Here is a 23,941-nt window from a genome sequence, read left to right as displayed (position 1 = left end):
ATTTGTCTTTTGCGCGGCTTCGTCCGGTCATTGGTTCGGGCTTCGTCGGCAGCAGCGCTTGCCTCTCGTTGCCTTCATGAAATCGTCTGGCCTACCTCCCGCCAAGCTGTTGCGCGAGCATGAAGCCCGAGGCGGCACCCGTGCCGGCACCGGGCCATGTCGCGGCGCCGGTGAGATGCAGATTGCTGATCGGCGTGTCCCAGCCGGCATAGCCGCGCGCCGGACGGAACAAGAAGTTCTGCGCCAGATGATGGCTGCCGCAGACCTGGTCGCCGCCGACGAGGTTCGGGTTCTCGCGCTCGAGGTCGATCGGCGAAAACACGGCGCGGCCGAGGATCTTCGCACGCAGCCCAGGTGCGTAGGTCTCGATGATGTCGAGCACGCGGTCGGCATAGGCCTCCTTGACCTGGTCCCAATGCGCTGGTGCGATCCTGGCCGAGGCGTCGCCCGCGATTTCGGCGGGCAGCATGCGCACCTGCACCCACAGAACATGTTTGCCTTGAGGCGCGCGCGACGGATCGACCGCCGTCGGTTGGCCGACGACCAGCACCGGCTCGTCCGGCAGCACGCCCGCCATCGCCTGCTGATAGGTGCGCGACATCTGCTCGAGCGATGGCGCCAGATGCACATAGGCGAACTGTCGAAGCTCTGCCCCGGCGCGCCAGTCCGGCAGGTCGTCCAGCGCCAGGTGGATCATCATCGTGCCCGGCGCATGGCGGAATTTTTGCATCGCCATGTCGAAGCCGGCGTCGCCCGAACCGACCGGCAGCAACTTGCCGGCCAGCGCCTTGGGCGTGACGCCGGCAATCACCGCCTTGGTGGCCGTATGCGTCTCGCCGGAAGCAAGCCGCACACCGGTCGCCTTGCCACCGGAGACGGTTATCTCGGCGACATCGGCGCCGGTGACGATCCTGCCGCCGGCCGATGTGACAATGCCGGCCAGCGCCCGGATGATCGTGTCGGCGCCACCCTTGCCCAGCACCATGCCAAAACTCTGGTTGGCCATCGATTCCAGATAGGGGAACACCGCGCCGCCGGCGATGTCGGGCGCGAAGTCGAGATGCATGCCCCAGGTGGCGAGCGTCGCCCTGATGTGTGGAGACTCGAAATTTTCCTCCAGCCAGGCACGCGGCGACGACAGCAACAGCCGGCCGGTGTCGAGCGCGCCGGAAACACCTTTTTTGCGCCACAGGTTCCAGGCGGTGCTTGCAAGCGCCCGGGCGCTCATCGGCGAGCCCAGCAGCTTGAACAGATGCTCGGCCTCGGCTGGGAAAGCGGCAATCAGCCTGCGCCACGTCGCGGCATCGGCGGCTGAAAAGGCAGCCATGCGTCCGGCGGTCTTTTCCAGGTCGTTGCTGACACCGAACCAGCGTCCATCCGGGAACGCGCTGGCGAAACAATCGGCGACCGGCGCGAATTCCAGCCCCTGCGCTTTCAATTCATTTGCATATTTCCGGTGGAAGGCGGAGCCGGCGAACAGGCTCAGATTCATCGCGCCGAAATCGTGGCGGAAGCCCGGAAGCGTGAATTCGCGGGTCTGGACGGCTCCACCGATTGTTGTATTGCGCTCGAAAACCCCGGTTTTCCAGCCCTTGAGCGCCAGATGCGCGGCGCATGCCAGAGTGTTGTGGCCCGCCCCGACAAAGATGGCGTCGAACTCGCTCACGCCCCGTTCCCATTTCCTTTATGCTTAAAGATAATTGCAGATGCATATGTTTTCGTCTAGTAGGATATTAAGGGCCGAGACGAGCCTTGATCATGTCAGACAAGAGGGAACAGAGACCATGGATACCCAGAAACTCCTCGGCGAAGTTGCCGGCCAGCTCCTTTCCGGCGCCATCAAGGTGGTCGACCTGACGGCGCCGCTCGGGCCCGACACACCGCTGATCAAGCTGCCGCCGGAGCTTGCCGTCGACACGCCGAAGGTCGAGATCCACTCGATCTCCCGCTATGACAAGAACGGTCCATGGTGGGCGTGGAACTGGCTGAAGCTCGGCGAGCATTCCGGCACGCATTTCGACGCGCCGCAGCATTGGATCAGCGGCAAGGATTATCCGGACGGCGCCACCGATACCATTCCGGCGCAGAATTTCATCGGGCCGGTCAATGTCATCGACTGTTCGAAAGAGGCGGCCGCCGATCACGATTTCCTGCTCACCGTCGACCACATCAAGGCCTGGGAGGCCAAGCATGGCGCGATCAATGCCGGCGAGTGGGTGGTGATGCGCACCGACTGGTACAAGCGCAACGGCTCGGAAGCCGAGTTCCTCAACGCTAACGAGACCGGCCCGCACACACCCGGCCCGACGGCGGAAGCCATCCAGTTCCTGATCGGCAAGGACATCAAGGGCTGGGGCTCGGAGACGATCGGCACCGATGCCGGCAAGGCCGGCGGCATGGAGCCGCCATTCCCGGCGCACACGCTGATGCACAAGGCCAACCGCTATGGCCTCGCCAGCCTCTGCAATCTCGACCAGCTGCCGCCGAAAGGCGCCATCCTGATCGCGGCGCCGCTCAAGATCGAGCACGGCACCGGCAGCCCGATCCGCGCGCTGGCGCTGGTGGCGGGGAAATAAAGCGAGGGCGGTCTTCGGGAGAAGATCATGGCTGCAAATGGTACCGCGATGACGAAGTGGGCGCGGCGACCTGGTGAGGTTGCCGCTCTACGCCAAGGAACGCTACCGCGCGCAATTGAACATCATCCACCAAAGCGGGGGAGCACCCCTCGATGACCGCCCCCGATCACATCATCGTCGGCAGCGGCATCAACGCGCTGGTCTGCGCGGCGATGCTCGGCGGCAAGGGCGCCAAGGTGCTCGTTCTGGAGCGCAACGACCGTATCGGCGGTTGCATGCGCACCGAGGAGATCACTGCGCCGGGCTTCGTCCACGACGTGATGGCGACCACCTTCGTGCTGTTCATCACCTCGCCGGCCTTTGCAGCATTGGGCGGCGACCTCGCCCGGCACGGGCTGGAGTTCTGCCACACCGGCACGCCGACCGGCGTGCTCATGCCTGACGGCAGCCATGCCGTGCTCAGCACCGGCCGCGCGGCCAATGTCGCTGCGCTGAACGCGATCGCGGCCGGCGACGGTGACCGGCATGCGGAAGATGTCGGCGGCATCGAGCGCAATGCCGGCCTGCTGTTCGGTCTGCTCGGCGGCGCGCTTTGGTCGTACCCGACGGCGAAGCTGCTGGCCGGCGATACCTGGCGGCGTGGTCCGCGCGGCCTAGCCGCCTTTCTTGGCGAAGCGCTGGTGCCGGCGCGCGGCTGGCTGGAAAGCAGCTACCAGTCCGAAACCATTCGGGCGCTCTGGGCGCCCTGGGTGCTGCATGCCGGGCTTGGCCCGGAAGATGCGTTTTCCGGCCAGATCGCCAAGGTGATCGCCTTCGCGCTGGAGGCTGCCGGTGCGCCGATCGTCAAGGGCGGGGCGAAGAACCTGCTTGCCGCCTTCGAAGCGCTGATCAGGGAACGCGGCGGCGACATCCGCACCGGCGCCGACGTCGCTTCGGTCGTCCAGGCGGGTGGCCGCGCAGCCGGTGTGCGGCTGGCGTCGGGCGAAACGATCACAGCGAACAAGAGCGTCATCTGCTCGGTCACGCCGACGCAGCTTTACGGCCGTCTGCTCGGCAAGGACGCTTCGAAGGACGACGTCGAAGCGACGCGGAAATACCGCTATGGCAAGGGCAATTTTCAGATCCATTACGCGCTGACCAAGCCGCCGTCCTGGCGCGGCGAGGGCCTCGACAAGGTGGCGCTGCTGCATCTGACGCCCGGACTGGACGGCGTTTCGAAAGCCTGCAACGAGGCGGCGCGCGGCATGCTGCCGGAGGTGCCGACCATCTGCGTCGGCCAGCCGCACGCGCTCGATCCATCACGCTGTCCGGAGGGCCAGGCGATCCTGTGGCTGCAACTCCCCGAGGCGCCCCGCCACATCAAGGGCGACGCCGCCGGGAAGCTCGATGCGCCTGCCGACGGACAATGGACCGAGGCGCTGCGCGAGGCCTATGCCGATCGCGCTGAAGCGATACTCGCCGGCCATATCGACGGCTTCAAGGACAGCGTGATCGCGCGCCGCGCCTATTCGCCGGCCGATCTCGAGGCGATGAATATCAACCTCGTCGGCGGCGACCCTTACGGCGGCTCCTCTGTTGTCGACCAGTCGTTCCTGTGGCGGCCGTTCAAGACCAGCCGCAACCATCAGACCGGCGTCAAGGGCCTCTACCATATCGGCGCCTCGACCCATCCCGGTGCGGGCCTCGGCGGTGGCTCCGGCTTCCTGCTGGCAGGGAAGCTCTGATGGAACAGAAGGTCGCCGAAAAACGCCAGCGCATTTCCACCCTCGGCCAGATCGGCCTGCAGCAATTCGCTCCCTATCTGATGAACCGCATCATGGGCCGCTACAACGCTACCTTGCGCGACGACTTCCGCAAGCAGGGCCTGACCATTTCGCAGGTGCGCACGCTGGCGGTGCTGTCGGTCACCGACGGCGTCACCGTCAACGACCTCTCGGTCTATACTGTCATCGAGCAATCGACCCTGAGCCGCACGCTGGACACGCTAGAGGGGCAAGGCTTCGTGCGGCGCGAGCAAGGCGTCACCGACAGCCGCATCCGCCACGTGTTCCTGACCGACGACGGCCGCGCCGAGTTCACCCGCGCCTGGCCGGCCATGCATGACGCCTTCGAGGCGATGTTCGACGATATCGACGACGCCGAATATGCAGCACTCATCGCAACGCTTTTGAAGATGCTCAAAAACATTCGCAAGCACGACATCTAGATATAGGCGCCGCCAGCTGTCGGCGGCAACGGAAGGAGGCAGACATGGCCGAACGGTCTTTTGCCAAGGAAGTCGAAAAACTCAGGCTCGGCGCCGGCGAGGAATTCGCCGGCGAGGGCATCCTCGCCATCACCAAGGCGCTGCTGCAGTGCGGCGTCGGCTATGTCGGCGGCTATCAGGGCGCGCCGATCAGCCATCTGATGGACGTGCTGGCCGACGCGCAGGACATTCTGGGCGAACTCGGCGTGCATTTCGAGGCGAGCGCCTCGGAAGCCACCGCCACCGCCATGCTCGCCGCTTCGGTGCATTACCCGATCCGGGGCGCGGCGACGTTCAAGTCGACCGTCGGCACCAATGTGGCTTCAGACGCGCTGGCCAACCTCGCTTCCGGTGGCGTCACCGGCGGCGCGCTGATCATCGTCGGCGAGGATTATGGCGAGGGCTCCTCGATCATGCAGGAGCGCAGCCATGCCTTCGCGATGAAGAGCCAGGTCTGGCTGCTCGACCCGCGTCCGAACCTGCCGTCGATCGTCAAGGCGGTGGAGGATGGTTTCGAACTGTCGGAAATCTCCAACACGCCGGTCATGCTGCAGGTGCGCATCCGCTGCTGCCACGTGCATGGCCATTTCATCGCCAAGGACAACAAGCGTCCGCCGATGACGGTCGCCGCTGCGCTCGAAGCGCCGCGCCGCGACACCGGCCGTATCGTTCTGCCGCCGGCTTCTTTCCTGCATGAGAAGGAGAAGGTCGCCAAGCGCTGGCCGGCCGCGGTCGATTTCATCAAGAGCCGCAAGATCAACGAGATCTTCGGCTCGGATCACGGCTCGATCGGCATTGTCATGCAGGGCGGCATGTACAATTCGGTCATCCGTGCGCTGCAGCGTCTCGGCCTTGCCGACACCTATGGCGAGACCGACGTGCCACTCTACGTGCTGAACGCCGTCTATCCCCTGATCGACGATGAGTTCCTGTCGTTCTGCGAGGGCAAGCAGTCGGTGCTGGTCGTCGAGGAAGGCCAGCCCAACTACATCGAACAGGCTTTCGCCGCCATGCTGCACAAGGCCGGGCGTGGCACCCGTCTGGTGGGCAAGGAGCATCTGCCGATGGCCGGTGAATATACCGGCCAGGTCATGCTCGACGGCATCGGCGCCTTCCTGCGCGCCGAGGCCCCGCATCTGCTGCCGGGCGAAGTGCGCGCACCCAACAAGGTCGGCGACGGCGTCGACACGGCGGACCTGATCAATGTCGTTCCAGGACGACCGCCCGGTTTCTGCATCGGCTGCCCGGAGCGGCCGATCTTCGCCGCGACCAAGCTGGTCGAGCAGGAGCTCGGCAAGCACCACATCGCTTCCGATATCGGCTGCCATCTGTTCTCGATCATGCCGCCCTTCGAACTCGGCGCCACCACCATGGGCTACGGGCTCGGACCAGCCTCGGCCTCGGCGTTCAACGCGCCCGATGCCAAGCGCCGCTCTATCTCCTTCGTCGGCGACGGCGGCTTCTGGCACAACGGCCTGACCTCATCGATCGGCAATGCGGTGTTCAACAAGAATGATGGCGTCATCGTCATCGTCGATAATTTTTACTCGGCCGCCACTGGCGGGCAGGATATCCTGTCGTCGCGCGCCGGCAACAAGACCAAGTCGACCAAGCATCCGATCACCGAAGCGGTGAAAGGCATGGGCGTAAAATGGCTGCGCCATGTCGACCGCACCTACGATGTCGGCAAGGTGCAGGACACGCTGCGCGAGGCGCTGACAACGGACGAGAAGGGGCCAAAAGTCATCGTTGCTTCGTCGGAATGCATGCTCAATCGCCAGCGCCGCGAAAAGCCGCTGGTCGACAAGGCGATCAAAGGCGGCGAGCGTGTCGTCAAGCCGAAATTTGGCGTCGACGAGGACATCTGCACCGGCGACCATGCTTGCATGCGGCTCTCCGGCTGCCCATCGCTGTCGGTCAAGTCGCTCGACGATCCGCTGCGCGACGATCCGGTCGCGTCGATCGACCAGAACTGCGTCGGCTGCGGCAATTGCGGCGAGGTCGCCGATGCGGCGGTGCTGTGCCCGTCCTTCTACCGCGCCGACGTCGTGCACAATCCAAGCCGCTGGGACCGTTTCCTGGAGACGGCGCGCCGCGCGACGATCGGTTTCCTGCAGAGGCGGCGCGAAGGCCGGCGCCTGATATTCGCCGATGCTTGATCCCATTCCTTCCTCGCGCCCCCGGTCCGGTGCTGCCGATGAGCCGGTGATCAAGCTCGCCGTTCTAGCCGTCGGCGGCCAGGGCGGAGGCGTGCTCGCCGACTGGATCACCGACGTCGCCGAGCGCAATGGCTTTGTCGCGCAATCGACCTCGGTCGCCGGCGTCGCGCAGCGCACCGGCGCCACCATCTACTATATCGAAATGGCCCGCGACACCGGCCGCCTGCCGGTCTTCGCGCTGTCGCCCTCGCAGGGCGATGTCGATATCCTGATCGCCGCCGAATTGATGGAAGCCGGCCGAGCCATCATCAGGGGCTTCGTCACCCCCAACCGCACGACGCTGATCGCTTCCTCGCACCGCATCGCCGCCGTGTCGGAAAAGATCGAACCGGGTGATGGCCGCGCTTCGTCGTCCAAAGTCCACGCCACGGCCGAGGCCGCATCGAAGCGCTTCATCGCTTTCGACATGGAAAAGATCGCCGCCGACAACGGCTCGATGATCTCGGCCAGCCTGCTTGGCGCGCTGGCCGGCTCCGACGCGCTGCCGTTTACCCGTGAAAGCTACGAGCAGGCGATTGGCACCGGCGGCCGTGGCGTCAAGGCCAGCCTCGCCGCTTTCGCGGCCGCGTATGATCGTGCGCGCGGCACGGCGGCGCCGACGGCGAACCTGGCGGAGACGGCGATTGTCGAATCTGCCTTGGGTGCGGGACATGTGAGTGGCCCGCGAAACCTGCTGCAGGGATGGCAGGCGCTTGCCGCTCGCATCGACCTGCTGCCGGTGGCGGTGCGCGACATGGCGCTCAGGGGCCTGAGAAAGGTCGTCGACTATCAGGACATCGCCTATGGGCGCGAATATCTCGACCGGCTGGACAAGGCCGTCGTGATTGACAGCGTGGATCCAACCCATACGCTGTCAATCACGGCCGCCAAGCATCTGGCCAACGCCATGTGTTATGACGACATGATCCGCGTCGCCGATTTGAAGACGCGCTCGACCCGCGACAGGCGGGTGCGCAAGGAGGTCGGCGTCAAGGATGGTTCGGTCCTGCAAGTGACCGAGTACTTCCATCCGCGCATCGAGGAGTTCTGCGGCACGCTGCCGGCGAGGCTGGGCAGCTACATCGAGGACCGGCCGAAATTGGCAGCCTTCCTCGACCGCCGCATCAACCGGGGCCGCCGCATCCGCACCGACAGCTTTGCCGGCTTCGCCGCTTTGTGGTTCATCGGCGGCCTGCGCCGCTGGCGCCGCCGCCTGCTGCGCCACAAGGTCGAGACCGCGCATCTTGACCAATGGTACACGCTCGCGCTTGGTTACGTGCCGGCGGATTACGCGCTTGCCGTCGAAATCCTCAATTGCCGCCGGCTGATCAAGGGCTACAGCGACACGCATGTGCGCGCCCACTCGAAATTCGACCGCGTGCTGTCGGCGCTTGATCTGCTCGAGGGCAGGGACGACGCCGCCGACTGGATCCGCCGCCTGCGCGAGGCGGCGCTGAAGGACGAGAAGGGCGACATGCTCGACGGCGCGCTGAAGACCGTGGCGACCTTGGGTCCGGCAACGGGCAACTGAGCCGGCACGTCCCGACAGACTTCACCGGGGCACCGGCCCCGTTGGTATGCTCGAAGCCTCGGAGGGTCACCCCGTGGCGCCCTCGGTCCTGCGAGGGCTGGTTTCGACATTCGGACCACCAACCGGTTGGTGAACGCTGTTCATTTTTCCCCTTGAACGACGTTCAAGGCGTGATAGAGTGCGATTGTGAACGACGTTCATTTCGCAGCGGTCGAAAGCCGCGGATGGGCAACAGCGCAGCAAGGAAGTTTAACCAGCTCAGGACTATCACTGAAACTGAACAGCGCCTGCAACCCGCAGGGCCTATCGGCACACTGTCGAAGGGTTCCGTCAAATGGAAATCGCCATGAACACGCATCTCATGCTTTCGCGGCGCTTCGCGCCACTTTTCTGGACGCAGTTCCTGTCCGCCTTCAACGACAATTTCCTCAAGAACACGCTGGTGTTCCTGATCCTCTTCACACTTGCCGCCGATCAGGCGGCCTCGCTGGTCACTTTGGCCGGCGCCGTGTTCATGGCTCCATTCCTGCTCCTGTCGGCGCTGGGCGGCGAGATCGCCGATCGCTTCGACAAGGCGCTCATCGCACGCCGGCTGAAATTTGCCGAGATCGGCGCCGCTGCCGTGGCGGTCGTCGGCATCGCGCTGTCCTCCATCCCCGTGCTGATGACCGCGCTGTTGATGTTCGGCATCATCTCGGCGCTGTTCGGGCCGATCAAATACGGCATCCTGCCCGATCACCTCGAACGCAAGGAATTGCCGGGCGCCAACGCCTGGATCGAGTCGGCGACTTTCGCCGCCATCCTCGGCGGCACCATCGCCGGGGGCGTGGTCTCGGCCGATGGCATCGGCGTCTCGGTCTTCGGGCCGATCATGATGATCCTCGCCGTCGGCTGCTGGTTCGTCAGCTGCTACATCCCTTCAACCGGGTCCGCGGCGCCCGACCTCGTCATCGACAGGAATGTCTTTCGCTCGACCTGGCGCCAGGTCAGCGAATTGCGCACGGACTCACGGATCTGGCGCGCCGGCCTGATGACGTCCTGGTTCTGGCTGATCGGCGCCATTGTGCTTTCGATCCTGCCGACGCTGGTCAAGGATCAGCTCGGCGGTGGCGAGATCGCGGTCACCGCCTATCTCGCGGTGTTCGCTATCTCGATCGCCATTGGCTCGGCAATCGCCGCGTGGATGTCGCAGGGACGCATCGTGCTCTTGCCCGCACCGGTCGGCACGGCGCTGCTGGCGCTGTTCGGCCTCGAGCTCGCATGGACCATCTGGAGCATGCAGCCTTCGCCCAGATCCGAAACCCTTGGCCTCTTCTTCGCCGGGCCAAACACGATCCGTGTTGCGATCGACCTCGCCGGCATGGCCATTTCCAGCGCCTTCCTTGTAGTGCCGACCTTTGCCGCCGTGCAGGCCTGGTCGCCGGAGGCGCGCCGCGCCCGGGTCGTCGCCGCGGTCAGTATCGTCAACGCCGGCTTCATGACCGTCGGCGGCTTGCTCGTCGCCATCATCCAGGCAGCCGGCGTCTCGACGGGAGGCATCCTGTTCGGCCTCGCCCTGGCCAATGCCGTCGCCGCCTGGCTGATGCTGAAATACCTGCCGACCAATGCCTTCCGCGATTTTGTCTCCATTCTTTTCCGCGCCTTCCATCGGCTGGAAGTCGAAGGCCTGGACAATCTCAAGGCCGCGGGCCCGGCACCCATCCTAGCACTGAACCATGTCAGCTTTCTCGATGGACCGCTGGCTCTGACGCTGACCAATGAGGAGCCGGTCTTCGCCATCGACTACACCATTGCGCAGGCCTGGTGGATGAAGCCGTTTTTAAAGCTGACCCGCGCGCTGCCGCTCAATCCGTCCAAGCCGATGTCGACACGCACGCTGATCAAGATCGTGCAGAACGGCGACCCGCTGGTCATCTTCCCCGAGGGCCGCATCACCGTCACGGGCGGGCTGATGAAGGTCTATGACGGTGCCGCCATGGTGGCCGACAAGACCGGCTCGATGGTGGTGCCGATCCGCATCGAGGGGCTGGAGAAAAGCCCCTTCTCGCGGCTGACGGCACAGCACGTGCGCCGCCGCCTGTTCCCGAAGGTCAAGGTGACCATACTGCCGCCGGTCAGGCTCAAGGTCGACGACGAGCTGAAGGGACGCAAGCGGCGCGCCGCCGCCGGCGCCGCGCTCTACCAGGTGATGTCCGACCTCGTCTTCCGCACCCAGCATATCGACAAGACCGTGCTCGAAAGGATCATCGAGACGGCGACCGAGCGCGGCATGAAGCAACTTGCCGTGCAGGATCCGGTCGCCGGTTCGCTGAGCTACGGCAAGCTGCTCACGGCTGTCGCCGTGCTCGGCGAGAAGTTCGAGACGCTCTATGCCGGACAGGACACGCTCGGCATCATGCTGCCCAACGCCAATGGCGCCTGTGCCGCGCTGCTCGGCGTCATCTCCGCCGGCAAGGTCCCCGCGATGATCAACTTCACCGCCGGTGCCGCCAACATCCTGTCCGCTTGCAAGGCGGCGCAGGTAACCACCATTCTGACCTCGCGGGCCTTTGTCGAACAGGCCAAGCTTGGCGCGATCGTCGAGGAGATCGGCCGCTCGCTCAACATTGTCTGGCTCGATGATTTGCGCGCGACCATCGGCCTCAAGGACAAGCTGCTCGGCCTGCTGCGCAAAAGTACGCCCAGGGTTGCCCGCAAGGCCACCGACCCGGCCGTGATCCTGTTCACCTCGGGCTCCGAAGGGACGCCGAAGGGCGTCGTGCTCACCCACCGCAACATCCTGGCCAACGCCGCGCAAGCCGCCTCGCGCATCGATTTCCATTCGGGCGACAAGGTGTTCAACGTTCTGCCGATCTTCCATTCCTTCGGCCTGACGGCGGGCACGGTGCTGCCGCTGGTGTCCGGCGTCCCGGTCTATTTCTACCCGTCGCCGCTGCACTACCGCATCGTGCCGGAACTGGTCTATGCCTCGAATGCGACAATCATCTTCGGCACCGACACCTTCCTCAGCGGCTATGCGCGTACAGCGCATCCCTATGATTTCCGCTCGGTGCGCTATTGCTTTTCCGGTGCGGAGCCGATCAAGGCCTCGACCCGCGAAACCTACATGGAGAAGTTCGGCCTGCGCATTCTCGAAGGCTACGGCGTTACCGAGACGGCGCCGGTGATCTCCATCAACACGCCGATGTACAACAAATCGGGCACGGTCGGAAAAATCATGCCCGGCATGGAATATCGTCTGGAACCGGTGATCGGCGTCGAGGGCGGTGGCCGGCTGTTCGTGCGCGGCCCCAACGTCATGGCGGGCTATCTCAGGGCCGAAAAGCCGGGTGTGCTCGAACCGCTGCAAGATGGCTGGCACGACACCGGCGACATCGTCAGCATCGACGATGCCGGTTTCGTCAGCATTCGCGGCCGCGCCAAGCGCTTCGCCAAGATCGGCGGCGAGATGATTTCGCTGGCTGCGGTGGAAGCGCTGGCGGGCGAGCTGTGGAAAGGTTCGCTCTCGGCGGTCGCGACCGTACCGGACCCGCGCAAGGGTGAAAAACTCGTTCTCATCACCGAGGCCGAGAAAGCGACGCGCGCCGAGTTTCTGGCGTTCGCCAAGGCAAACGGCGCCATGGACCTGATGGTGCCGGCTGAAGTGCGCGTCGTGACGCATGTACCGGTGCTTGGCTCGGGCAAGATCGACTTCGTCGGCGTGACCAGGCTGGTACGCGGCGAAGCCTTGCAGGCAGCCAAGGTCGAGGCCGCCTGATCGCCGGCGACAGCGAGACGGCGCCGCGGTAGGAGACGCGGCGCCGCCAGCCTTCAGGCGATCAGGTTCATCATCGGCTTCACCGCACCTGAGTCCGGAAACACTTTCTCGCCGAGCACCGAGGCCGAAAGTCCGAACTGGTCGGCGAGCAGGCCTTTCAGCACCGCCCTCACGTCGCTGGTCGGCGCAAGGTCGCGCTGCTGGTAAAGTTGCGCGGGCTTCAGCCCCGGCCAGTCGGCGATGACGCGGCCGCCCTTGATGGCGCCTCCGGCGAGCAGCACCACGGTGCCGGTGCCGTGGTCGGTGCCGACCGTGCCGTTGACCCGCGCGGTGCGGCCGAATTCGGTGATGGTGACGATTGCCGTATCCTTCCAGCGCTCGCCGAGACCTTTTTTGAATTCCTCGAAGGCACCGTCGAGGCCGCCGAGCAGGCTGGCGAGGCGGCCGGTCGCGCCGCCTTCGTTGACATGCGTGTCCCAGCCATCGAAGGCGAGTGCCGCGACACGCGGCCCGTCATCGGCGGCGATCAGCCTGGCGGCGCCTTGCGCGGCCTGCCGCATGCCGGCGGCGCTGTCGAGGCCGCCTTTCGGCTTCATCGTCTTGGCGCCCATCTGGTCGTCAAGCGCCATGCGATCGGCGTCGAGACCTTTTTGCAGCGCGACGGCCAGAACCGGATCGCGATGCTGGTAGAGATCGAGAACGCGCGCCGCGAGGTCGCCGGCCGGCGCCGGCAGCGATTGCGGCGCCCAGCCGAGCACGGGAGCCGCGCCACGGATCACCAGCGGCGTCGACGGTCCGACGGCCAGGCCGCCGAGCGTCGCCACGCGGTCGCCCGCCGGCAGGTTCTCCAGCGCCCGATTGAGCCAGCCGGTGGCGACATGGCCGGGGCCGGCAAAGCCGCTTTCCAGCACATCCTGGCCATCGAAATGCGAGCGCTCGCGATAGCCGGTCGCGGCGGCGTGCACGACAGCCGCCTGCTTGTTCTTGAACAGCCGCGCAAACACCGGCATCGCCGGATTGACCGCGAAGAAAGCATCGAGCGGCAGTGCCGCGTGCGGGCCGGTGAGCGACAGGGCGATGTCGCCATGCAGGCCGGCATAGTCGGGATCGCCGACCGGACCGACGGTCGACAGGCCGTCCAGCGCACCGCGCAGCACGATGACGATCAGGCGCGGGTCGCGGTTGTCGGCGGCACGGGCGAAGCGCGGCAGATAGGACAAGGCAAACAGCGCGCCGCCGGTCGTCAGCACGGCGCGGCGGGAAGGGTGAGGGGTTTCGCACAGCAGGCTCATGACTTCGTCTCCATGGGAGTTGTCGACGCCGGACCTATCGTTCGATCTATCGTCGCTGGAATTCGGGCGCCATCAGCAGAAGCGCCAGGCCTTGCTGTTTGGACTCGGCGCGGGCGATCGCTTGGCGTGTTTCGGGCGAGGCGGAGGGACCGATGACCGCGTCGAGCATGCCGTTGGGGTTGCCGACGTCCTTCACTTGCCAGGCGGCCTGCCATGCGATGTCGAGGCGGGTCTTCATGCCTTCCGCCGATGCCCAGCTGTCCGCCTGGTCGGAAAAGCCGTTCGGTCCCGGCGGCCGCCAGAGCGGCTCGCCCAGCGCGTTGAGCCAGTTGAGCGACTGGCCAGGGTCGTTCGTCGGACCAGGGCCGGCCGCTCGGCGGATGGCCGCGATATAGTCGAACGGCGAGCGCATCTTGGCCAATGGCGTCGACCACGCTTCCGGCATGTCGACGAGCGCCGCCGCCAGTGCCCTGAGATTGCCGTCGCTCCTGGTGAACACCTTGGCGAGGCGGGCGACCGCCGCCGACGGCGGGTCGTCGGCTATGAAATGGCGGGCAAGTTGCGTGGCGATGTGTTGCGCGGTCGCCGGATGACGGGCGATGTCATTGAGCGCGGCCTGGGCCTGGCCCATGCCGCCAGCCGGATAGGTCTTGCCGAGCAGCACCGCGTCACCCGGCTCATGCGCATTGGCGTTGAAAACGGAACTGCCGGGTTCGCCCAGCCGTCCTTCCCGTCCGGCCATCATCCAGCCGGTCAGGATGCGCGCGAAGCTGGTCACGTCGGCTTGGCTGTAGCCGCTGCCGACACCGAGCGTGTGCAGTTCCAGGATTTCGCGGGCGAGGTTCTCGTTGAGGCCGCGCTGGCGGTTCTTGCCGGCGCGGGAGTCCGGGCCGATCGACTGCTGGTTGTCGAGATAGAACAGCATGGCCGGATGCCGCTCCACCGCCATGAGCATGTCGGCGAAGCGCCCGAGCACGAAAGGCCGGATGGCCTCCCGTTCGAACGCCCCGGCGCTGGCGCGCACGATGTTGTCCTTGGCGACGGAGACGCAGAAATGGTTCGACCAGAAATAGACCAGGCGCTCGACGAAGCCGGCCTCTGCCTGCATTGCCTTGTCGAAGCGCGCCTGTGCCTCGGCCCGGAACAACATAACCTCGACAGGCGGCACAGCGGCGGGTTTGGCCGCGGCCGCGGCCGGGGCGACGGGCGGCGACATGACCGGTGCGGCGGGTGGAGGCATGACCGAAGCCGCGGCCGACGTGGCCGCTGGCGGCTGCTCCGTCGCCATCCGCTGCCGGTCCCGCTTGCGCTGGAGATTTGCCGCCATGCTGGCCTGGATGGCCGGCGTGCTCCCCTTGAGGTCGGCATAGGCGGGATCGTCGAGCGATATCATGGCGACGTCGGGCCGCCGCAGCTCCGCCTTGAGATAACCGCGAGGGTCGCCGGCCAGTCTTTCGCGATCACCCGGCCGGGCTCCAAGGCCGAAGCGATTGAAGACTATCAAAGCGGGATCTGGCAAAGCGGGATCTGGCAAGGCGGGATCTGGCGTCATGGGCACTTTGGTCGCGACAGCCATGTCAACGCTCCATCGTTGGATCTCACGCGAGGCGCGCGACGCCCGATCGGCTGTTTCCCCAGCGCAAACCGGGGATAGGCGGCCGGGCAGGCGGATGCCGCCCGGCCCTCCCGCGCGCTTACCAGCGGTGCCAGCGGTGCCAGTGGCGGTGCGGATGCCAGCCGTAGTAGGCCGGGCGGTGCCAATAGCGGTAGCGCGGATACACCACGACACGGTTGGGAACGCAGCGCCCCCAGTGATTGGGATGCCATCCAGGCCCGCAACCCCAGGCCACGTGCTCGATCAGCGCCGGGGCGGCCGGCTGCGCCACCATCGGCATGGCGGCGGAGGTCGCGACGGTCGCGGCGGTTCCGGTGAAGGCGAGGACGGCTGCCGCCGCATACTGTGTCAGACGGTTCATGACGTTACTCCGAATGTTCTCCGAGAATGAAAACCTGTGCGTACCGATTGGTCCGGCAGGCTGCCCTTCCTCTGGTTAAACGGCCTTGCGGTCGTTTTCCGTCGGCGGTCACGGCGATTTTTTTGGCTCTGCCGTCGGTGGCGGCCCGGCCCGCCTGGCCAGCCCGTCCGCGAGCACGGCGCGATCCGCGGCCGAACCCGCCGTCGCGAACTCGACGATGCGCTGCTCAAGCCGTGTGCGCACGGTGATATCGGCATTGCGCGCCCTTTCCAGCGCGGCCGACAGGGCCGTCGTGTCGAGGACCGGCTGGCGCAGCAGGTCGGCTGCCTCGCGCCTGGCCTGCTGGCCATCGAGGATGACCTGGCGGGATTCGCGCCGCACGTCGCGCAGCGCCTTTCGAAACAGCACGCGTTCCTGGTGGGGAAGCCGGCTCCCGGCGGCTTCCAGCGAATAACCCTGGCCGGGCTTGCCGCTTCTTATCCAGACGGCTCCGCCCGCAAGCGCGCCGGCCAGGAAGACATTCAGCGCCACGGATGCGATCACGAGGTTGCGGCGCGTGCTCATAGGTCCTCCTCGATCGTCTCGCCATCGGACCCGGCATCGCCGAACGCCGTCGCATTGGCATCGAGCACATAGCGGTCGGGCTGAAACTCTGGCGTGACGACGCTCACCAGGGCCAATCCGGCGATGGCGCCGGCCATGCCGATGCCGGCGAGTCCAAGACCCAGCCACCAGGCCCGTCGGCGCCGGCGCTGGACGAGCAGCCGGTCGGCCATTCGCAGGATGCCGCCGTGCAGTGCCGCGCCAGGCGCCATGACGTCATAGCTGTCGAGCAAGGCGTCGAGTTTGCCTGCCTGCCCCAATATGGCCGCGCCCATCTCGGTCCTTGCGAACGTCGCGCCGGTCGTGCGGTTGGCCTGCGGCCACCGCCGCAAGTCGCCGCCATAGGCCGCCGCCAGAGCCGCAAAGCGCTCGGCATCCATTGCCGGTTCGTTCCTGGACCCATCAGACATCGGTCTGTCCTTTGATCGCGGCTTTCTCATTCATCGACACTATCCTTGGCCAGGATCACCTGCAGCGCCCGCCGGCCGCGCGAAAGCAGGCTTTCCAGGGCATCGACGCTGATCTCCAGGATCGCGGCCGCCTCTATGTTGGACATCTCCTGATAGTAGACCAGGAGGATCGCCTCGCGCTGGCGCGGCGCGATTGCCTGCAAGGCCTGCTCGACCCGATGCGCCTCCTTGCCGGGATGGGCATCGGGAAGCGGGGCGGGATCGACAATGTCCGGCAGCTCGTCGGTCACCAGCTCGCGGCGCCGGCGCAGCCGGTCGTAACAAAGGTTTAGCGTCACCCGGTGGATCCAGCTGTCGAAGCGTGCGTTGCCGCGCCGCCAGCCCGATGCGTGACGCCAGATGCGCATAAAGGTTTCCTGCGCGACGTCCTCGGCCTCCGCCGCATCGCCGAGCATGCGCGCGGCCAGCGAAAGGATGCGCGGCAGCTTGCGCGCGACGAGCGTCCGCACCGCCGCGGGGTCGCCGGTGCCGACCCGGCGAACCAGCTCCTCGTCCGGGTCGGGGCTCATGGGTTGGCGCACACCCAATGTCCATCATGCGTCATAGCCTCTTGGTCATTGCTCCGGCTTGGGAGCGGATTTGTGGCCCGGCATCTCGTCGCCCGTCAGAATGCCGTCGCCATTCTTGTCCAGCCTGGCAAAGCGCTTGGCGAAGAACGCATCGAGCTCGGCCCGGTCGATGAAGCCGTCATGGTTGGAATCAATGCGCGCGAAGGATTTGGCGGGATCGCCCTTGACGTTGCGCTTGGCCTGAAAGGCCTCCCATTCCAGCAGGCTGATCTTGCCGTCGCCGTCCGTGTCGGCGGCCATGATCGCCTTCTCTCGCCGTTTCTGGAACTTGGCCAGCGTGATGTCGGACTTGGCGGCCGACGAAGTCGCGGCGGGCGGTGTGGCGGCCGGTGGCTGTGTCCCTGTCTGGGCCAGAGCCGCGGTGGTCAGCAGGCTCAGGGCAGCGGCAAGGATCGGACGGCGTATCATGCTTCACGTCTCCGGTTGGCGCATTGCCATGGCCCGATGCCATGGTCATGCTTCAACCGTTAAACGTCGTGATCGCAGAAATCCGTCGGTCGCCATGCCTATCACGCCGCTTGCCGGCGATGATGGACCTTGGCGGCCCAGGGTACGGCAGAACACCTCGTCCGGCGCATCTGAATTGCGCCGGGCCGGCTCGTTGGCGAAGGCGGGAATTACGTCGATTGGTCGGCGGCTATCAACTGATCCGATTTGAAGCCGGCATGCTGGGGGGTCCACACGTCGCCGTCTTTGTTGAACCAGTGGCACAGATACATGCCGGAAGCGGCGCCGTCGCTGACCGTCATCTTCGGGCCTCCCGACCTCAGCTTGACGACGTCTCCGGTCTTGAAAGTGTTGGGCATTTGGACCTCCCATGCTGACACCCGACATTTCATACCAAAACGGGGGTCCCGACAATGGCATATGGGTCTTCTGGGCTACTGTCTTATGCGGCAACGCGGAGACATCGCTGACGCGCCATCGGGGCGAACCGGGCAACCCCCCAACAGGTCAGTCCACCTCGATCACACGCCTGGCCGGCTTCCCAGTCGGCTCCCGTCGGCGCGCAGGCGGGGCCTTGTCCGCCAATGCCTCCTGCTGCAGTCTCTGCTCCCTCAGGCGGGTTGTCTTGGCGTCCCTTGCGTGACGCTCGGCATCCAGCACCAGCCTCGCCTCGCGGTCCGCTCTTGCCAGCTTTTCCTTGTCGACACGCCTTGGCAATTCAAAACCTCCTGTCATGGAACTGTCGGCAGGAAATGTGCAACCCAAGTGTCTGTTCCAAAAAAATAGAAATGCGCGGTCCATCATTTGTTATTGAGATTTGAAAATCCCGGATTGCTCGCTTTCGCGAGTTTTCCAAGCCCGGAGCAAGTCGCGACTTGCCTCGCGGGTCTTCGGCCAGATCTGCACCGCTCCCGAGTTGTTGTCGATCGACGGGCAGATCCTTGCATCCATGGCAAACGCAAACGGCCGGGATTCGGGCCTCTTCCGCGCGTCCAGGCAGCTTCGACCATCGGTTTGAAAAACTGGTGCCGCTTAGGTGACTCGAACACCTGACCCCATCATTACGAATGATGTGCTCTACCAACTGAGCTAAAGCGGCCCGGGAGGCCAAGGCCTCCAAGATGGGCAGGGTGATAGACTCAACCGGCCGCGAATTCAAGATGCGACTTGGCAAATCATGCAAGAGCCGCGCCCCGATCGAAACCGGCGTTCTGGCGTCCCTGCATGCCCGGAATCGCCGACATGTTCCGATTTTGTTTGCCGGAACATCGTGAAAATAGACTTTGGACGGTCTGTCGAGGCAGAATGCGGCTGCCCGCCCGTTGATTGATTGGTCGCCTGCGGCTAACCATCATGAAAGCTTGGGACAATTTGCAGAGGGATCTCGCTTGGACGCGATCGAAAAAGCGATCCGGAACGCCCTGGAAAAGGGCAATGCCGAGGACCGTGCGTTCCGCGAGAGGGTCTATCGTTCGGCCTTCGCCGCGCTCGACCGCGCGCTCCAGGCCAATCCCGGCGTGACCGTGGAAGTCGCCATCAAGCGCCGCAAGGCAATCCAGGCAAAAATCACCGAAATCGAATCCGAGTACCTGCCGGCGGTGCCCGGTGTTGCCCCGCAGATCGACGCGCCGGCGGTCGAGGCCGCGGCCGGCGCGGCGCCCGCGGTCGAGGCGGGCCCAAGGGCGTCATCGCCCGCTGTGACCGTCGACGGTCCCGGGCAGCCCGCTTCCGACGCACCGCGTTCGCGCGTGCTGCCGGTGGTTCCCGACATCATGCCGGATGCGACCCTGCCCGGTGCGCCAGCCATCGACATGTCGGTTCCAGCCTCTTCCGGTGCCGCCACGGAAGTCGCGCCCGATCGCGATGAGCGGCGCATTCGAGGCCGGCGGCTGCCGCTGACCGCCATTTTCTTCACGGTGACGCTGCTCGCGGCGATTGGCATCGGACTGTACTTTGCCATGCAAACCGGTGTGTTCAAGACCGCCGCGCAGCTCAATACCGCGCCGCCGGAAGCGCCGCCGACCGTCGAGGACGACGATTTCACCCCGGCCGATGGCGCCAACGCGCCGGCAAAGCCCGGTGCCGCGGACCTGTCGCGCGACTGGATCAATGTGTTTTCACCGTCCGACCCGACGCATGTCGCCGCTCCGTCCGACGCCAAGGCCGAGGTGATGAAGGACGACAGCGGGCCGTTCCTGCGCATCCAGTCCGGCGCCTCCGGCTCGGCGATCGCCTTCGATGTCGGACAGGGCGTGCTGGAAAAACTCGCCGGCAAGCACGCCGTGTTCGACATCATCGCCCGGGCCGAGGACGGCAAGGACACGCAGATATCCGTCGACTGCAATTTTGGCGAACTCGGCGATTGCGGCCGCAAGCGTTACGCGGTCGGCCAGCAGAAGAACGAATATCTGTTCGACGTGAAGTTTCCCGACAAGCATCCGGGCTCGGCCGGAACCATCGCCATCAATTCCGATTTCGACAAGCAGGGCAAGGCGGTCGACGTCTACGAGATCCGTGTCTCGGTCGAACCCTGAACTGAATTCGTTGCGACTGACACATTGACGGTCCCTAGCGGTCGAGCAGCGCCTGCAGGGTTTCTATGCGATCGGCCTCGTTGGCCGGCTTGTCCCAGCGCAATCGTGAAATCCTGGGGAAACGCATGGCCACACCCGATTTGTGCCGGGTCGAACGATTGAGTCCCTCGAAGGCGACTTCCAGCACCAGGCCATTGTCGCGGTCGGCGCGCACCGAGCGCACCGGTCCAAAACGCTCGACGGTGTTGTCACGGACATATTTGTCGATCTGCTTCAGCTCTTCATCGGTGAATCCGAAATAGGCCTTGCCGACCGGCACAAGTTCCTCCTCGCCCTCGGCTCCGGACCAGACGCCGAACGTGTAGTCGGAATAGAAGCTCGAGCGCTTGCCGTGGCCCCGCTGGGCATACATCAGCACCGCGTCCACCGTGTGCGGATCGCGCTTCCATTTGAACCATGGACCCTTCGGCCGGCCGGCGACATAGGGCGAATCCCAGCGCTTCAGCATCACGCCTTCGATGATCGGATGCGGCGGCGCGCGGCGCAGGTCCTCGAGCGACTGCCAATCCGTGAACGCGACGAAGGGGGAGAGATCGAAGCGGCTCGGGTCGAGCGTCCCGATGAAGGCTTCGAGCCGGCCGCGTCGCTCGCGGAAGGACAGTCCGCGCAGATCCTCCGTGCCGATCTGCAGCACGTCGTAACAGCGCATGAAGGCTGGATATTGCTGCTGCATCTTCGGCGTCACCATCTTGCGGTTCAGCCGCTGCTGCAGGTCCGAGAAGGTTCCCGTCGCTTCTCGCGGATCGCCGACAAGCAATTCGCCATCGAGCGCAGCGGAAAAACGCATGGCGTCGGCGAGGTCTGGAAAGGCCCCTGAGACGTCGTCGCCGGTGCGCGAATAGAGCCGGCGGATGCCGCCTTCGGCTACCGCCTGGACCCGGATCCCGTCCCATTTCCATTCCGCCGCGTAGTCGGCGGGATCGAGCTTTTCGAGGTCGCCGTCACCGACCGGGTTCGACAGCATGACTGGGCGAAACAGCGCCATCGCCGTGTTGCGCGGTTTTTCGGCCTTGCCTTCCAGCCAGGCGAAAAGCGCCGTGTAGGGCGGCGATAGCCCATGCCAGAGTTCCTCGATCTCGGCGACGTCGACCTTGCCGAAATCGGCCAGCGCCTGTTTGGCCAGCCGCGCCGAGACGCCGATGCGCAGGCCGCCGGTGACCAGCTTGATGATGGCAAAGCGTGCCGAGATGCCGGCGCTGTCGAGCAGCCCCGTCAGCACTTTCGGTCCATCGGAGCGGCTTGCCGCCTGCAGCTTGGCCACCACCTCGCCAAGCGTCGGCTCGCGGTTGGCGATCCTGCCAGGCGTTTGCGGCCAGACCAGCGACACCGTCTCGGCGAGGTCGCCGACATAATCGTAGGAATAGCCGAACAGCACCGGGTCCATGCGTTCGGTGACCAGCGTGCGCAGCATGGCCGGCTTGACCGCGGCAATCCTGAGATCGCCGGTGATGGCCGCCAGCGCCAGGCCGCGATCGGGATCCTCGACGCAGCGGAAATAGTCGATCAAAAGGGTCAGCTTGCCGTTGCGCGACGGCGTCAGCACCAGGCGGTCGAGAAGCTCGGCGAAGCGGTTCATGCCGTCAATCGCCCTCATCCTCATAGCCCACCAGATGCAGCGGGCGGGCGGCGATGCCTTCCAGTTCGCACCAGCGCACCAGCGCTTCCTCGCGGCCGTGCGTGACCCAGATTTCGGCGGCTCCGGTCTCCTTGATGGTGGCGGTGAGTTCGTCCCAGTCGGCATGATCCGAGATGATCAGCGGCAGTTCGACGCCGCCTTGCTTGGCGCGCTGGCGGATGCGCATCCAGCCCGACGCGAAGCACGAGATCGGATCGGGAAAGCGCCGCGCCCAGCGGTCGGCGAAGGCCGATGGCGGGCCGACCACGATGGCGCCGGCGAAATCTTGCTTGGCCCCGCTCTCCACGGTCGCCGGCTCGAGATCGCCGAGATCGATGCCCTGGCTCTGGTAATACGCGCTGAGCTTGGCCAGCGCGCCATGGATGTAGAGCGGCTTGTCGTAACCGGCGTCGCGCAACAGCCGCATCACGCGTTGCGCCTTGCCCAGCGCGTAAGCTCCGACCAAGTGCGAGCGCTCCGGGAATTGCGCCGCCGATTTCAGCAGCCGGGCGATCTCTTCCGTGTCTGGCGGATGGCGAAACACCGGCAGGCCGAAAGTCGCCTCGGTGATGAAGATGTCGCAGCGGATCGGCTCGAAGGGCGCGCAGGTCGCATCCTTCTGCCGCTTGTAGTCGCCGGAGGCGACGATGCGCCTGCCCTGGTGCTCGACCGATATCTGCGCCGAACCCAGCACATGGCCGGCCGGATGAAAGCTGACATCGACGCCGTTGAGGGCAATCGTCTCGCCGAGCCTGGCTGTCTGCGTCGTCCCCGCGAAATCCTCGCCGTAGCGAAGTCCCATGATGTCGAGCGTCTGCTGTGTCGCAAGCACCGAGCCGTGGCCGGAACGCGCATGGTCGGAATGGCCGTGCGTGATCAGCGCCCGGTTCACCGGCCGCACCGGGTCGATGAAGAAATCGCCCGGCGGGCAGTAGAGGCCTTCGGGCCGGGGATGAAGCAGGTCGCTGGCGCGCATGGTGCCAAGATAGGATATAATTCCGCCGCGGGAAGCCTGTTGGCCGAGACTGCTGACTCCCGGGCAAAGCCTGTCCAATTCAGTTCAGCTTCGGCATTCTTTGCTCTACAGATATGGGCGGCCGGCTCCCTGCAGGTGGAAACCATCATCATGAAACCGCTTCAGACCTCGTCGGGCGACCCGAACGCCGATCGCCGTGCGGACTATGCCGAAATGCTCGTTGCCTCCGGCGATCATGCCGCTGCCGCCGAGTTGCTGCTCGGCGGCCTGGAACTGGCGCCGCAATGGGCAATGGGCTGGTTTCGCCTGGGCGAGATGCAGGAGGCATCGGGCAGGCTCGACCTGGCGGCGCAGGCCTGGACGACGGCGTTGAAACTGGATCCGGCCGATCGCCAGGGCGCGGCTCTCAAATTGCAGCTGATCGGCAAAGGTCCGGTCTCCATGACGCCGCCCAGCGCCTTTGTCGAAACGCTGTTCGACCACTATGCCGAGACATTCGAGGACATGCTGGTAGGCAAGCTCGACTACCGGCTGCCCGAGGTGCTCGACGCGGCCATCCGCAAGGCAAGGCCGGGCCGCCTCCGCCTGGCGCTCGACCTGGGTTGCGGCACTGGGCTGATGGGCGAGAAGCTGAGGCCGATCGTCGACCGGCTGGAGGGGTTCGACATCTCGGCAAGGATGCTGAAGAAGGCGCGGGCAAAAGGCATCTACGACGCGCTGACGAAAGCGGATTTGCAGGATTTTTCCTATTCGGGCGACAGGGCCGATCTGGTGACGTCAGCCGACGTGCTGATCTACATCGGCGGCCTCGAAGGTCTGGTGGGAGTGGTCGCCGGCCTGCTCGCCGACGGTGGCCTGTTTGCCTTTTCAGTCGAGAGCCTGGCGGAAGGCGGTGGCGAGTTCGCGCTGCAGCCCTCCCGGCGCTACGCCCATTCGGATGGCTATGTCGTACGGACCCTCGAGGCCAACGGCCTCTCGGTCCTCGCGCTGGAGCCGACAACCATCCGCTGGGATCGCCGCGAGCCTGTCAAAGGCCTGGCCGTCGTGGCATGGAAAGCCGGTCCCCTGTGAGGGCAACTCTTTGCGCTGCTG

At 65.4% G+C, this 23,941-nt stretch carries 20 protein-coding genes and 1 tRNA gene; 8 read left to right on the top strand and 13 right to left on the bottom strand.

Annotated features, from left to right (window positions below):
* Window positions 1–91: 91 nt before the first annotated feature.
* Entirely contained in the window at window positions 92–1,666 is a 1,575-nt protein-coding gene (locus LB516_RS02100; protein ID WP_224718826.1) for a phytoene desaturase family protein, read from the bottom strand.
* Window positions 1,667–1,784: 118 nt separating this feature from the next.
* Between LB516_RS02100 and LB516_RS02095 the strand changes: the two genes are divergently transcribed.
* The 6 genes from LB516_RS02095 (at window position 1,785) to LB516_RS02070 (ending at window position 12,307) form a co-directional block, all read left to right on the top strand.
* Complete coding sequence (locus LB516_RS02095; RefSeq protein ID WP_140723067.1) at window positions 1,785–2,576, top strand: cyclase family protein; 792 nt, start codon at window positions 1,785–1,787, stop codon at window positions 2,574–2,576.
* A gap of 152 nt (window positions 2,577–2,728) precedes the next feature.
* On the top strand, window positions 2,729–4,300 hold the full coding sequence (locus tag LB516_RS02090; RefSeq protein WP_140723064.1) for a phytoene desaturase family protein: 1,572 nt from the start codon (window positions 2,729–2,731) through the stop codon (window positions 4,298–4,300).
* Window positions 4,300–4,782 (top strand): MarR family winged helix-turn-helix transcriptional regulator, encoded by a 483-nt coding sequence (locus LB516_RS02085; protein WP_140723061.1) that lies wholly within the window; start codon window positions 4,300–4,302, stop codon window positions 4,780–4,782. Before LB516_RS02090 ends, LB516_RS02085 begins: the two co-directional genes overlap by 1 nt.
* Before the next feature lie 44 nt (window positions 4,783–4,826).
* Complete coding sequence (locus LB516_RS02080) at window positions 4,827–6,980, top strand: indolepyruvate ferredoxin oxidoreductase subunit alpha (protein ID WP_224718825.1); 2,154 nt, start codon at window positions 4,827–4,829, stop codon at window positions 6,978–6,980.
* Window positions 6,973–8,550, top strand: a complete 1,578-nt coding sequence (locus LB516_RS02075) for an indolepyruvate oxidoreductase subunit beta family protein (RefSeq protein WP_224718824.1) — start codon at window positions 6,973–6,975, stop codon at window positions 8,548–8,550. Before LB516_RS02080 ends, LB516_RS02075 begins: the two co-directional genes overlap by 8 nt.
* 346 nt (window positions 8,551–8,896) lie before the next feature.
* Entirely contained in the window at window positions 8,897–12,307 is a 3,411-nt protein-coding gene (locus tag LB516_RS02070) for an acyl-[ACP]--phospholipid O-acyltransferase (RefSeq protein ID WP_224718823.1), read from the top strand.
* A gap of 53 nt (window positions 12,308–12,360) precedes the next feature.
* On the opposite strand, the gene LB516_RS02065 is transcribed toward LB516_RS02070, so the two are convergent.
* From LB516_RS02065 to LB516_RS02020, 10 genes are all read right to left on the bottom strand, one after another.
* The gene (locus LB516_RS02065; RefSeq protein WP_224718822.1) at window positions 12,361–13,599 is read right to left on the bottom strand and encodes a DUF1501 domain-containing protein; all 1,239 of its coding nucleotides are present in this window, start codon (window positions 13,597–13,599) and stop codon (window positions 12,361–12,363) included.
* A 46-nt stretch (window positions 13,600–13,645) separates the two neighbouring features.
* Window positions 13,646–15,175 carry a DUF1800 family protein gene (locus LB516_RS02060; RefSeq protein ID WP_224718821.1) on the bottom strand — a complete coding sequence of 510 codons (1,530 nt, stop codon included), beginning with the start codon at window positions 15,173–15,175 and terminating at the stop codon, window positions 13,646–13,648.
* Between the two features lie 118 nt (window positions 15,176–15,293).
* A complete protein-coding gene (locus tag LB516_RS02055) occupies window positions 15,294–15,575 on the bottom strand; it encodes a GCG_CRPN prefix-to-repeats domain-containing protein (protein WP_140787061.1) in 282 nt (93 codons plus the stop codon).
* Window positions 15,576–15,683: 108 nt separating this feature from the next.
* Window positions 15,684–16,139 carry a periplasmic heavy metal sensor gene (locus LB516_RS02050; protein ID WP_015314070.1) on the bottom strand — a complete coding sequence of 152 codons (456 nt, stop codon included), beginning with the start codon at window positions 16,137–16,139 and terminating at the stop codon, window positions 15,684–15,686.
* On the bottom strand, window positions 16,136–16,588 hold the full coding sequence (locus LB516_RS02045; RefSeq protein WP_015314069.1) for a hypothetical protein: 453 nt from the start codon (window positions 16,586–16,588) through the stop codon (window positions 16,136–16,138). The genes LB516_RS02050 and LB516_RS02045 overlap by 4 nt, the downstream gene beginning before the upstream one ends.
* Before the next feature lie 26 nt (window positions 16,589–16,614).
* The gene (locus LB516_RS02040) at window positions 16,615–17,157 is read right to left on the bottom strand and encodes an RNA polymerase sigma factor (protein ID WP_015314068.1); all 543 of its coding nucleotides are present in this window, start codon (window positions 17,155–17,157) and stop codon (window positions 16,615–16,617) included.
* Between the two features lie 45 nt (window positions 17,158–17,202).
* On the bottom strand, window positions 17,203–17,625 hold the full coding sequence (locus tag LB516_RS02035) for an EF-hand domain-containing protein (RefSeq protein WP_015314067.1): 423 nt from the start codon (window positions 17,623–17,625) through the stop codon (window positions 17,203–17,205).
* A gap of 209 nt (window positions 17,626–17,834) precedes the next feature.
* Window positions 17,835–18,023, bottom strand: coding sequence for a YodC family protein (locus LB516_RS02030; RefSeq protein WP_015314066.1), 189 nt, complete (start codon window positions 18,021–18,023; stop codon window positions 17,835–17,837).
* A gap of 148 nt (window positions 18,024–18,171) precedes the next feature.
* A complete protein-coding gene (locus LB516_RS02025; protein ID WP_083883127.1) occupies window positions 18,172–18,399 on the bottom strand; it encodes a hypothetical protein in 228 nt (75 codons plus the stop codon).
* A gap of 288 nt (window positions 18,400–18,687) precedes the next feature.
* Window positions 18,688–18,763, bottom strand: a tRNA-Thr gene (locus LB516_RS02020).
* A 289-nt stretch (window positions 18,764–19,052) separates the two neighbouring features.
* Between LB516_RS02020 and LB516_RS02015 the strand changes: the two genes are divergently transcribed.
* A complete protein-coding gene (locus tag LB516_RS02015; RefSeq protein ID WP_140714097.1) occupies window positions 19,053–20,198 on the top strand; it encodes a hypothetical protein in 1,146 nt (381 codons plus the stop codon).
* Between the two features lie 34 nt (window positions 20,199–20,232).
* On the opposite strand, the gene LB516_RS02010 is transcribed toward LB516_RS02015, so the two are convergent.
* Together LB516_RS02010 and LB516_RS02005 are read right to left on the bottom strand one after the other, a co-directional pair.
* Complete coding sequence (locus LB516_RS02010; RefSeq protein WP_224718929.1) at window positions 20,233–21,834, bottom strand: cisplatin damage response ATP-dependent DNA ligase; 1,602 nt, start codon at window positions 21,832–21,834, stop codon at window positions 20,233–20,235.
* A gap of 4 nt (window positions 21,835–21,838) precedes the next feature.
* On the bottom strand, window positions 21,839–22,849 hold the full coding sequence (locus LB516_RS02005) for a ligase-associated DNA damage response exonuclease (RefSeq protein WP_015314062.1): 1,011 nt from the start codon (window positions 22,847–22,849) through the stop codon (window positions 21,839–21,841).
* Between the two features lie 150 nt (window positions 22,850–22,999).
* Here LB516_RS02005 and LB516_RS02000 point away from each other — a divergent pair, with 150 nt between their 5' ends.
* Window positions 23,000–23,920 (top strand): methyltransferase domain-containing protein, encoded by a 921-nt coding sequence (locus LB516_RS02000; protein WP_015314061.1) that lies wholly within the window; start codon window positions 23,000–23,002, stop codon window positions 23,918–23,920.
* Window positions 23,921–23,941 lie beyond the last annotated feature (21 nt).

The organism is Mesorhizobium sp. CO1-1-7 (genome assembly GCF_020164885.1).
Taxonomy (GTDB): domain Bacteria; phylum Pseudomonadota; class Alphaproteobacteria; order Rhizobiales; family Rhizobiaceae; genus Mesorhizobium; species Mesorhizobium australicum.
This window is presented reverse-complemented; position numbering and strand designations above follow the sequence as displayed.

Bases quoted from the DNA above. Each gene is read 5' to 3' on its own strand.
- LB516_RS02095 (WP_140723067.1), top strand. From the start codon at position 1,785: ATGGATACCCAGAAACTCCTCGGCGAAGTTGCCGGCCAGCTCCTTTCC.
- LB516_RS02090 (WP_140723064.1), top strand. From the start codon at position 2,729: ATGACCGCCCCCGATCACATCATCGTCGGCAGCGGCATCAACGCGCTG.
- LB516_RS02085 (WP_140723061.1), top strand. From the start codon at position 4,300: ATGGAACAGAAGGTCGCCGAAAAACGCCAGCGCATTTCCACCCTCGGC.
- LB516_RS02080 (WP_224718825.1), top strand. From the start codon at position 4,827: ATGGCCGAACGGTCTTTTGCCAAGGAAGTCGAAAAACTCAGGCTCGGC.
- LB516_RS02075 (WP_224718824.1), top strand. From the start codon at position 6,973: ATGCTTGATCCCATTCCTTCCTCGCGCCCCCGGTCCGGTGCTGCCGAT.
- LB516_RS02070 (WP_224718823.1), top strand. From the start codon at position 8,897: ATGAACACGCATCTCATGCTTTCGCGGCGCTTCGCGCCACTTTTCTGG.
- LB516_RS02065 (WP_224718822.1), bottom strand. From the start codon at position 13,599: ATGAGCCTGCTGTGCGAAACCCCTCACCCTTCCCGCCGCGCCGTGCTG.
- LB516_RS02060 (WP_224718821.1), bottom strand. From the start codon at position 15,175: ATGGCTGTCGCGACCAAAGTGCCCATGACGCCAGATCCCGCCTTGCCA.
- LB516_RS02055 (WP_140787061.1), bottom strand. From the start codon at position 15,575: ATGAACCGTCTGACACAGTATGCGGCGGCAGCCGTCCTCGCCTTCACC.
- LB516_RS02050 (WP_015314070.1), bottom strand. From the start codon at position 16,139: ATGAGCACGCGCCGCAACCTCGTGATCGCATCCGTGGCGCTGAATGTC.
- LB516_RS02045 (WP_015314069.1), bottom strand. From the start codon at position 16,588: ATGTCTGATGGGTCCAGGAACGAACCGGCAATGGATGCCGAGCGCTTT.
- LB516_RS02040 (WP_015314068.1), bottom strand. From the start codon at position 17,157: ATGAGCCCCGACCCGGACGAGGAGCTGGTTCGCCGGGTCGGCACCGGC.
- LB516_RS02035 (WP_015314067.1), bottom strand. From the start codon at position 17,625: ATGATACGCCGTCCGATCCTTGCCGCTGCCCTGAGCCTGCTGACCACC.
- LB516_RS02030 (WP_015314066.1), bottom strand. From the start codon at position 18,023: ATGCCCAACACTTTCAAGACCGGAGACGTCGTCAAGCTGAGGTCGGGA.
- LB516_RS02025 (WP_083883127.1), bottom strand. From the start codon at position 18,399: ATGACAGGAGGTTTTGAATTGCCAAGGCGTGTCGACAAGGAAAAGCTG.
- LB516_RS02010 (WP_224718929.1), bottom strand. From the start codon at position 21,834: ATGAACCGCTTCGCCGAGCTTCTCGACCGCCTGGTGCTGACGCCGTCG.
- LB516_RS02005 (WP_015314062.1), bottom strand. From the start codon at position 22,849: ATGCGCGCCAGCGACCTGCTTCATCCCCGGCCCGAAGGCCTCTACTGC.
- LB516_RS02000 (WP_015314061.1), top strand. From the start codon at position 23,000: ATGAAACCGCTTCAGACCTCGTCGGGCGACCCGAACGCCGATCGCCGT.